The following is a 9,582-nucleotide window of genomic DNA, read 5'->3' on the forward strand; positions in this document are numbered from 1 at the left end:
CGCACAACTCGCGCGCCCGATAATCGCATACCTGTGCAAAATTCTGAAGCTTGATCTTCAGCATGTGCCGACCCGGACGCAAAGGCGGCAGGTCCGGCGGCGAAAAAGATTCTGATCGGTGTACGTGCCATTTCGCGGGCCGGTCGGCGGACGCGGCGCTTCCGTTGATCCGGGCGTCCGCGTTGGGCCGCGGACAGCGGACGGCGGACGGCGGACGATCCCAGGGTCCGGCCCGCGGCGTCCGCGCGTGGTGGCTCACCGGCCGCCCCGGGCTCGGTCACCGGGGACACGGCCTGCTCGCCGCTCGTCCCGCGGCAACCGCTCCCGCCCGCGCGGACGCGGCATCAAGGCGGTGCGGCCGGAACAGGAGAGCCGTGGGCCTCGGGCTGAAGCCAGTCAGCAAGCCAGCGGGCAAGCCAGCCGGGCGGCCCCGGCACGAAGGCGGGGCCCGGCACGACGGCCGGGCCCTGCCCCCAGGGCCTCAGCTCCGCTGGAAGAACTCCAGCTCCGCCAGGGCAAGATAGCGACCCCCGTCCAGCCCTGCGGGGGCGTCGAGAGTCAGCCGGATGGTGGTGGCGTCGCTGATGCCGGTCGGGAAGGTCTGCGGGCCTGGCTTGTCGGTCAGGGTCAGCTTCTTGACGACCTTCCGGCCGTGCGACGTCGTCACCTCCATGTCGATCTGGAGCGCCCGGCCCTCGCGTGCGTAGTCCTCGGGCGAGGTCGACGCGCCGTTGGTGACGATCACGGCCACCAGGCGGAACGGCTTGGCGAAGGTGTACGTCACCGAGGCGCCCGGGCCGGGCGCGCCCCAGTAGCGGTTGCTGAGGCCGTCCGTGGCGTCGCCGACCGGGTGTCCGGGCACTTCGGCACTCGCCTCCATGCGGACCGGGGTCACCGCCTTGCTCTTGCCCAGCTTGTCCCGGGTGTCCTCGATCAGGCTCCGGCCGGCCGGCAGCAGCAGGAAGCCGCCCGCGCACAGGGCCAGCACCACGGCCAGGATCACCAGGAAGCGCGTCGTCCGACCCGAGCCGGCCCGGGTGCGGCGGCGCAGCGGCCAGATCCTCCGCCACCAGGGGAGCGGCGGTGTGGTCGTACGGGGCGTGAGCGGGCTCGCGCAGCGGCGGCAGAATCGGCGGTCGGGCGGGTTGGGTGTGCCGCAGGAGGGACAGGGCGCCCCCGCGGCGTCGTCCTCGACCGGAACGGGCCGTACGACCGGACGCGGCACGACGGCCTTCGCCGGCAGGACGGGCGGCGGTGAGTCGGGCTGCGGTGAGACGGGCGGGGGTGAGTCGGGCGGCGGGGATGCCTTCGGCACGGATGCCTGCGGCGCGGCGGGTTGGAGTGTGGTGGGTTGGAGTGTGGCGGGCGGAGGCACGGCGGCCTCCGCCGGGGTGCCGCCGTCCGGGGTGCCGCCGACCGGGGTGCCGCCGGCCGCGGGGCCGCCGGCCGTGGGGCCGTCGGCGGGAGTGGCGGCGGCCGGAGTGGTGGCGGTGCTCTGCGGCGGGGGCGTCGGGGTGGCGGGGGCGGTCGGGGTGTCCGACCAGCCCAGGTAGGAGCCGCAGTTGTCGCAGAAGTCGTCCGTCGGACCGTTCGACGCCCCGCACACCGGACACTCGCGCATCGCCGACTCGCGCATCGCCGTCACCCCTCCTCACCCACGGGCGGTCCCGGCAGGACCTCCACCCGGCAGACCGTGTGGACCGGGCACAGGCTCCTGACCAGCGAACGGACCCGGTCCGCGTCCACCTCGTACGCCTCGCCTCCGTGGCGCGGCCACACCCGTACGAGCACCTCGTCGGCCGGGGCGGGCGGTAGTGCGGCGCCGGCCGTGCTCGACCAGGCGGCCCCGCCGTCCCCGCTGACCTCGGCGGACACGCCCAGCACCAGGCGCAGGGCCTCGACCAGGCCGCGCCGGGTGCCGCTCCAGCGGTGCAGTTCCACCGCGCGGGCCACCGCCTCGCGCCGCAGCGCCAGCGGCCAGTCGGGGTCGTCGGCGCCGCCCACCCAGGTGGCCAGCCAGGACAGGAAGTCGGCCGGGGCCAGTCGCGGATCGAAGTACGAGGGCAGGTTGTCGAGGGTGGTGAACACCGGGGCCAGCACCGTGTCCAGCCCCGCTGTGAACCGTTGCGCGAAGTCGTCGTCGGCGTACAGCGCGGGGAGCTGCTCGCCGATCGGGTGGCGGCTGGGCAGGCCCGGCACGGCGGCCCGGCTCATCCGCGCACCTCCGTCTCCCGTGCGGTCACGACCACCTGGTGCTGGTAGGAGAAGACCACCGTGCCCGCGCCGACGTCGATCCGGTCGACCGGAACGCCGCGCCGGCCGGTGACCGGGTCGGCGGCGAACAGCCGGATCTCCTCCACCACCACGTCCCCGATGGCGCGTTGCAGCACGCCGAACACCTCCCCGTACTGCACCGGCCGCCCGAACGGCCAGCCCGTTCCGTCGGGCCCGCCGTCCAACGGGTCGAGGTGCCGGAAGAGCGCATCGAGCGCTGCCTCGCGCACCCGGTCGGTGTCCGCGGCCGGTGCCGAGAGCCGGGCGACGACGGTGACGCCCTGGTAGACGGGCGGCTCCACGACGAGCCGGGTGCCGATCAGGCGCCGTTCGTCGAGGGCCGTGGTGATCCTGGCGAGGACCTGGTCGGAGGGGATCAGCTGCTCGAAGCGCAGCCGGTCGCCCTCGTCGGCCACCGCGTCCGGCACCACCAGGACCCTTACCGCGCCCGGGCCTGCGTCCCGTTCGGGCAGGCAGCGGACCCGGCGCACGGAGGGTGCGGCCTGCCGGGCGATGATCTCGTAGTCCTCGGCGGTCACCGCGCGCTCCTGCATGCGCAGCGTCTCCGGCGCCCGCAGCTTGGCGTTCTCGATCGTCTCCCCGGCGACGCCGCCGCGCGCCGCCTCCCGGTTGGTGACCCGGGTGACGTACGGGACGGAGCTGCGCAGGACGGAGACGGCGCCGCGGGAGACGTTGCCGGCCGGGCCGCCGCCGGTGCGGTACCGGGCCACGCGGATCCGGGCGCCCTTGGCCGGCACGGCCCCGCACGGGCGCAGGGTGCCGTCGGCCTCGCGCAGCACCGGCGGGAACGCGAACTCGCCGGTGGTGGCGTCCACCCGGACGTGCCGGTCGGTCGGCCCCGAGCGCCCGAAGTGCTCCACCACCTCCCAGCGCTGCCACCCGTCCGGAGAGGACACCTCCACCACCGGGGGCTCCCCGTCGAGCAGCACGGGCGGGCGGCCGAGCCGGAAGGACTGCCCCGCCACCCCCTCCGACACGCCGAGCGGTACGTCGGTCACCCGCTCGGCGTGCTCCACGGCCGTCGTGCCGCCGACGGTGAAGACGGCGGCCTCGCGCACCGTCGGCGACTCCGAGTAGAACGGCTGGCCCGGTTCCGCCTCGGTGACCCGGCAACGCAGCCAGCCCGCTCGGGTCCCGCTGACCAGCGACGCCGTGTGCCCGGCCGGAACGTACACGATGACCTCGCCGGGTCGGTTCAGCCCGCCGGTGCTGTCGGAGCCGGTCTCGCAGCGCTGCCACCGGCCGCCGTCCCACGCCTCCCACACCAGCGGGGGCTGGCGCGGGTCGACGCCGACGCCCTCGACGCGGCTGTCGAGGCGTACCGCGACCACGCAGCGCGGCACCGCCGTCGGCAGGCCGAACAGCAGCGCGTCGCCGGGCTCGGGCGCGGCCTGGAAGCAGGGGATGTCCCGGCCCTCGGCCAGCGCACCCGTCCGGTCGGTCTGCTCACCGGTGCGGGGCACGGTGACCAACCGGGTCAGCTCGCTCGGCACTATGCGCAGGTCCTCGGTGGTGGCGAAGACCACGGCCTCCTCGGTCTCGCCGGCCGCGGTCGTCACCTCGGTGCCCGCGGGCAGCGTCACCGTGTCCGGTTGGGGCGCCGACAGCCAGAAGTCGACATCGGCGACGGCGGCCGACGGCGGGTACAGCCGGATGCCCAACAGGTCCAGGAAGGCCAGGTAGTTCTTGTCCGGGACCCGGTTCAGCCGGTACAGCAGCTGGTCCACGAGGTAGGCGAACGTCTCGATGAGGGTGACGCCCGGGTCGGAGACGTTGTGGTCGGTCCACTCCGGGGCGCGCTGCTGCACGTACCGCTTCGCCTCGTCGACGAGCTGCTGGAACCGTCGGTCGTCCAGGTTGGGAGAGGGCAGGGCCATCAGTCCGCGACCATTTCCTCGGTCCCCTCCTCGGAGGGGATCGTGTAGAAGGGGAAGACCAGGTTGCGCCGGTCGTTGGTGGTGCGCACCGTGTAGCGCACGTCGATGTAGAGGGTGGCCGTCTCCACCGCGTCGAAGGCCACGACGACCTCGTCCACCGCGATCCGGGGCTCCCAGCGCTCCAGTGCCTCGCGCACCTGCTGGGCGATCCGCCCGGCGGTGTCGCCGTTGCCGGGGGCGAAGACGTACTCGTGGATGCCGCAGCCGAAGTCGGGCCGCATCGGCCGCTCGCCGGGCGCGGTGCCCAGCACGAGGCGGATGGCCTCCTCCAGTTCCCGCTCCCGCTCGACCATGGCGATCCCGCCGGTCGGCCCGACCCGCAACGGGAACGCCCAGCCGCGCCCGATGAACCGTTCGCTCATCACACACCTCCGATCAGCACGTTCGGCGCTCCGGCCAGGACCGTCGCGCCGCACGCCGCCTGGTCGCGGGCCCGCGCAGCGGGCAGCCCGCCGATCAGCACCACGCCCCCGGTGACCGCGGACGGGTTGGGCACGAGCACGTTGCCCGGTCCCAGGGCCGCGTGCGGCGGCACCGGGCAGACGTGCAGGCTGCCCACCACGGCGGCGGGCAGCCCGCCGATCAGCACCGTCGCCACCCGCGCGGCGGTGCCGGGCGGCGGGGTCGCGATCCGGCCACCGTGGTTGGTGGGGTCGCCGGTGCGGGCTGCGGCTGGCATCAGGGGCTCCTCGGGAGGGCGGTGGAGGGTGGTCGAGTTGGAGCGGTCGACCGAGGGTGGTCGGGTGCGAAGGCCGGGCGGCACGGCGGTCACGGGAGGTCAGTTGATCCGGATGAGGCGGGCCTTGAGGACGGCGAGCAGGCCGCCGTCGACGGTGACGTCCGCCGTCCCGGACACCCGCACCGACCGGCCTCCGATGCTGACCCCGGCCGTGCCGTCGATGTCCACCTGCCGGCCGGTCACCTTCACGGTGCCCTGCCGGGCGTCGAGCGTGATGCCGTCCCGGTCCAGCAGGACGGAGGTCAGCGGACGGTTCCGTCCCGCGTACACGGTGAGCTCGATCCGGTCCCGGCGGTCGTCCAGGCGGACCTCCAGCCGCTCGTCCCCGGTCACCAGTCGCAGCCCGGAGGGGCCCGGCGCCGGCGCGTCCAGCAGCTCCACACGGTGACCCGAACGCGAGGCCACCGAACGGCGGTTGACCTTTCCGCTGGTCGCGTCGATCAGCGGCACGTCGTGCGGCGAGGGCTGGTCGACCCCGTTGTAGAGCCCGCCGATGACGTACGGACTGTCCAGCAGGCCCTGCTCGAACCCGACCAGCACCTCGTCGTTGACCTCGGGGCTCACCACACCGCCGCCGCCCTTGCCGCCCCACTGGACGGTGCGCACCCAGTCGGTGACGTACGTGTCGTCCAGCCAGGGGAACGTCAGGCGCACCGCGCCGCGTTCGGAGCCGTTCGGCTCGCGCACGTCCGTCACCACGCCGATCGCCAGGCCGGGGATGCGCGGGCCGCGCCCCGGGGCGTTGGCGCCGGTCGCCAGACCGGCCAGGGAACGGTCCGGGCTGGCGCTGACCCACACGGTGGTGCGGTAGCCGCCGTGCGGCTCCAGTACGTGCTGCACCGCCGTCGCCGTGTACCGGCCGGAGAACGCCTGCCCCACGTTGCCGAGCGCCACCGGTTTGCCCGCCCGCAGCAGCGGATTGCCCTCGGCCACCGCCTCCAGCTCGCCGAAACCGGCGCTGACCTGGGCCGCCACCGCACGGGCGACCGCCGTCGTCTCCGCCTGCGTCCGGTAGGGCGTGTCGGTGACGGCCACGGCGGACTTCCCGAACCGGGCGGCCGACCCGGGACGGAGCCCCGGCACCACGGTGTCGCTGACCACGGACGGATGCTCGGCGACCAACGGCCGCTTCGTGGTGACGTCCCAGCCGCGCACCTGCACCTTCGAGGCGCCGTCGGCGGCCGACAGCGCGGCCCGCAGCGCCAGGAGGTTGCGCCCGTACTCCAGGACCATCGGATCCTTCATGGCCGACGTCGACGGGGAGGGCGCCCCGGACGCCTCCGCGGGCCGGGTGAACTGGAGCAGCCCCTTGTCGTCGACGCGCACCTGCGCACCGCTCTCGCCCGCGAGGAACTGCAGGAAGTCCCAGTCGGAGACGTTCGCCTGGGACAGCTGCCGGTACGTCACCGGCGCGGCCTCCACCCTCCCGACGGCCAGGCCCGCGCCCGCGGCCACCTTGCGGACGATGTCCGCGGCCGTCATGTTCCGGTACGCGACGACCTTGCGGCCGCGCTGGAGGCGGTGGGCCCTGGAGTAGGCGCGGACGACGGTGAACGAACCGGTGCCGTCCCGGTCGATCTCCAGGGCCGTGACCTCCCCGCTGAACAGCCGCTCCCGCGCCTGCCCCTTCGCGGTCGTCACCGACACGCGCAGCGGGGAGCCGATGGTGATGCCGGTGGCGTTCAGGAACTCGTGGTCGGGGTCGCGGTAGGTGAGCACGGCGGTGTCCGGCAGGCCCACGTTCTCGTCGACCACACAGCTCACCAGCTGCGCCGCCCAGATCTGCGGCAGTTCGCCCGGCGCCTCCACGATCGGGTCGGCAGCGAACGACCTGCCCCCGGAGTCGAACCCGCTCACCGTGCTCCCTCGCCGTTGTCGTTGCCGCTACCGAGACCGTGGCCGTGCCCGTGCCCGTGCCCGTTGACGGTTTCCTCGGCGTAGTTGTCGTCCCGCAGGCCCGGCACCACCAACTCGGTGCCGGGGGCGAGCGTCATCGGGTCGTCGATGCCGTTCGCCTCCGCGATGACCCGCCAGGCCGTCGCGTCGCCGTACTCACGCCAGGCCAGCATCGCCAGGCTGTCGCCTGCCACCACGGTGTGCGTGCTGCGGGCGGTGCGCGCGCCGGACGTCGGGTTCTGGCCGGGCGGGTCGACACTCGCCTCCTCGATGGACAGCGAGCAGGTCGCCCGCAGCGGCTTCCCGTCCACGTCGAAGAGCGTGAACGAGACCGACAGGTTCGACAGCACCCCGTCGAAGGAGGTGGCCCGCGCGCTGCCCCACTCGAAACGCACCCAGGGGCTCGCCGGCTTCTTGCGGCCGAGACTGGCCGGGGTCGGCACGCACGCCTTCATCAGCGTCTCCACCGCCTGCTCCACCGAGTTGTCGTGGGTGGCGGTGGCGTCCAGGAACACGTCCAGGCTCAGGGTGCGCGGGCCGCTGCCCACGAACTCGGGCAGCGCCGACTGCCCCGCCATCCGGGACGGGGACCGCCGCCACTCGGTGGTCTTGCCCAGTTGCAGGGTCGACGGGTTGAACTGGAGGTCGAGCCGGGCGATCGTCCCGCCGGGCTTGGCCCCGACCGAGGCCGGGGGCTCTTTCAGGGTGAGCTGGGCCCTGGCGCGGCTGGCGCGAGCCGATGAGGCCATGACGTGGCTTCCTTCTGGAGCGGAGTGCGGCGGGTCGTCGGGCGGGGCCGGGGTGGGACGATCAGGCGGGGTCGGAGTGGACGGTCAGGCGGGGACCAGCCCTGCGTGGGCGATCTCCAGGGTCTCCACCGCGGCCGCGGAGTTGGCGGGATCGAAGGACGGACCCTGCCAGCGGACCGGGACGATCCCGAAGACCTGCCAGCTGATGATCCGGCTCAGATCGGGCCGCAGGGCCACGATCTCGCCGTCCTTCGGCTCGACCCGCCGCAACGTCTTGTCCAGCCAGCGGCCGATCTTGGCCGTGTCGGCGGTAACCGGCCGGGTGAGGGTGATGTTCGACCAGGTCACGCGCCCCGGGAGCTGCCAGGTGAAGCCGTTGTTGCCGCCCTCGGCGTAGCTCTCCATCTCGACCTCGGCGCCCATGCCGGAGCAGGTGTGGAAGGCGCCCAGGTCGTTGCCGCCAATCGCCAGCCGGAAGAACACGCTGGTCGCGAAGATGTTGTCCGTCATCGGTCCGTCGTCCGTTTCTCGTTCGTGCGGGTGCTCAGCGGCGGCCGTCGAAGGGCCGGCCCGCGCGTTCCCGGCCGCGCCGCAACTCGGTGCGCAGCAGGCGGGCGACCGGGTCGAGCAGGCGGCGTGCCAGGTCGTCCAGGTCGAGGTCGCCGCCCTGTGGCACGGCGTCACGCGGACTTCCGCCGGTCCGCCCGGAGGCGGTGCCCCGTTGGGCCGGGGTGGCGGTGCCCGGGACAGTGGCGGTGCCCGGTGCGGTGACAGGGGCCGGGACGGTGGCGGTGCCCGGTGCGGCGGTGGGTGCGGGTGCGCTCCGGACCGTGCCCCGGGTTCCGCCGGTGTCGCGTTGCACGGGGGGTGGAGCTGCCTCCGGGGGAACTCCCGGAGCGTCGCCGGGGTCCGGCCTCCTGGACCGCACCAGCGGAACCACGGGCACGGGCCGCGCCGAGGGCTCGGCCGGGGAAGGCTGGACCACGAGCGGCGGCGCGTGCGGGGCGGTCACGGGCAGGGGACCGGACGTGCGAAGGGATTCGGACGTGGGCACCCGGCGCGGCCCGGGGGAGCCGGGCGCTCGCTGGACGTCCTGCGGCGCTGCCGTGGAGGGCGGGGCGGCCCAGCGTGCCGCGACCACGGGACGGCTCACCGTGCGGGGGGCGGCGATGGGGGCCGTCGCGCTCCCCATGTCCCGGCTGCCGCCGAGGGCCAGTGGCCGCGCCGCGAGAAGTTGGACGGTGCGGTGCGGAGCGGCCGGCGCCTGGCCCGAGGCCCCGGCCCGACCGGCGAGGACGAGCGGGACGGCCCCGCTCGTCCGGGCCCTTGCGGGCGCGGGAGCTCCGGCACGACCGCCGCGCCGGGGCACGGGGACCGGGGGCGCGGGGTGCTGTCCCGCTCCCGGTATGAGCGTGCGCTGGACGGCGGACGAGGCGGACGAGGCGGACGGGGCAGACGAGGTGGCCGGGGACGGGGCAGACGGGGTGACCAGGGCCGACGGGGCAGACGAGGTGGCCGGGGCGTCGGGGCGTGCGGCGGTCGGCGGCATCGCGGGCAGCGGCGCCCCCAACCCTGCGCGCGGACGCCGCGAGGTCCGCCCCGGACCGCCCTCGGCAGCCGGGGCATCCGTCTGCCGCTGTACGAAGGGCAGGGCCGACCCCGAGGGCGCGCCCGTGGAGGGGGAATCGCCGGCCCGCACGTGACCGGCCGAACGGGTTCCCAAAGCCTGCGCGGTGGCCGGGAGTTCGGCCAGCGGCGGACCGAGAGCCGGACGACCGGCCGCGCGCAGCACGGGCGCGGCGCCGAGCGGTGGGCGATGCGCTGTGCGTTCTTCGGGGGCGTCGGGCGGGGTCTGCGTCAGGCGTTGGATCGTGGGCATGGGTGGTGGTGTGGTCGCCGGTGTCCCCAGGGGTGCGGTGGGAAGGGGGAGTTCGGTTGCCGCTGCGCCGAGTGGTGGGCGATGCGC

At 74.7% G+C, this 9,582-nt stretch carries 9 protein-coding genes; all 9 read right to left on the minus strand.

Annotation, left to right across the window (positions count from 1 at the left end; genetic code table 11):
- Positions 1 to 481: 481 nt before the first annotated feature.
- The 9 genes from ACFC1F_RS41390 to ACFC1F_RS41430 all read right to left on the minus strand — a co-directional run bounded on the left by ACFC1F_RS41390 (position 482) and on the right by ACFC1F_RS41430 (position 8,478).
- Positions 482 to 1,636: a zinc-ribbon domain-containing protein gene (locus ACFC1F_RS41390; protein ID WP_376166744.1), complete on the minus strand. Its 1,155-nt coding sequence runs from the start codon at positions 1,634 to 1,636 to the stop codon at positions 482 to 484.
- A 5-nt stretch (positions 1,637 to 1,641) separates the two neighbouring features.
- A complete protein-coding gene (locus ACFC1F_RS41395; RefSeq protein WP_376166746.1) occupies positions 1,642 to 2,214 on the minus strand; it encodes a phage tail protein in 573 nt (190 codons plus the stop codon).
- Complete coding sequence (locus ACFC1F_RS41400; RefSeq protein ID WP_376166748.1) at positions 2,211 to 4,172, minus strand: putative baseplate assembly protein; 1,962 nt, start codon at positions 4,170 to 4,172, stop codon at positions 2,211 to 2,213. Before ACFC1F_RS41400 ends, ACFC1F_RS41395 begins: the two co-directional genes overlap by 4 nt.
- Positions 4,172 to 4,594 carry a GPW/gp25 family protein gene (locus tag ACFC1F_RS41405; protein ID WP_376166750.1) on the minus strand — a complete coding sequence of 141 codons (423 nt, stop codon included), beginning with the start codon at positions 4,592 to 4,594 and terminating at the stop codon, positions 4,172 to 4,174. The genes ACFC1F_RS41400 and ACFC1F_RS41405 overlap by 1 nt, the downstream gene beginning before the upstream one ends.
- The gene (locus ACFC1F_RS41410; RefSeq protein WP_209417440.1) at positions 4,594 to 4,911 is read right to left on the minus strand and encodes a PAAR domain-containing protein; all 318 of its coding nucleotides are present in this window, start codon (positions 4,909 to 4,911) and stop codon (positions 4,594 to 4,596) included. The genes ACFC1F_RS41405 and ACFC1F_RS41410 overlap by 1 nt, the downstream gene beginning before the upstream one ends.
- Before the next feature lie 99 nt (positions 4,912 to 5,010).
- Positions 5,011 to 6,828, minus strand: coding sequence for a VgrG-related protein (locus ACFC1F_RS41415; RefSeq protein ID WP_376166752.1), 1,818 nt, complete (start codon positions 6,826 to 6,828; stop codon positions 5,011 to 5,013).
- Positions 6,825 to 7,616, minus strand: a complete 792-nt coding sequence (locus ACFC1F_RS41420; RefSeq protein ID WP_376166754.1) for a LysM peptidoglycan-binding domain-containing protein — start codon at positions 7,614 to 7,616, stop codon at positions 6,825 to 6,827. The genes ACFC1F_RS41415 and ACFC1F_RS41420 overlap by 4 nt, the downstream gene beginning before the upstream one ends.
- Positions 7,617 to 7,700: 84 nt before the next feature.
- Positions 7,701 to 8,126, minus strand: a complete 426-nt coding sequence (locus tag ACFC1F_RS41425; RefSeq protein ID WP_209417437.1) for a phage tail protein — start codon at positions 8,124 to 8,126, stop codon at positions 7,701 to 7,703.
- A gap of 34 nt (positions 8,127 to 8,160) precedes the next feature.
- Positions 8,161 to 8,478 (minus strand): hypothetical protein, encoded by a 318-nt coding sequence (locus ACFC1F_RS41430; RefSeq protein ID WP_376166756.1) that lies wholly within the window; start codon positions 8,476 to 8,478, stop codon positions 8,161 to 8,163.
- Positions 8,479 to 9,582: the final 1,104 nt, after the last annotated feature.

Source organism: Kitasatospora sp. NPDC056181, assembly GCF_042266225.1.
In the GTDB taxonomy this organism is placed as follows: domain Bacteria; phylum Actinomycetota; class Actinomycetes; order Streptomycetales; family Streptomycetaceae; genus Kitasatospora.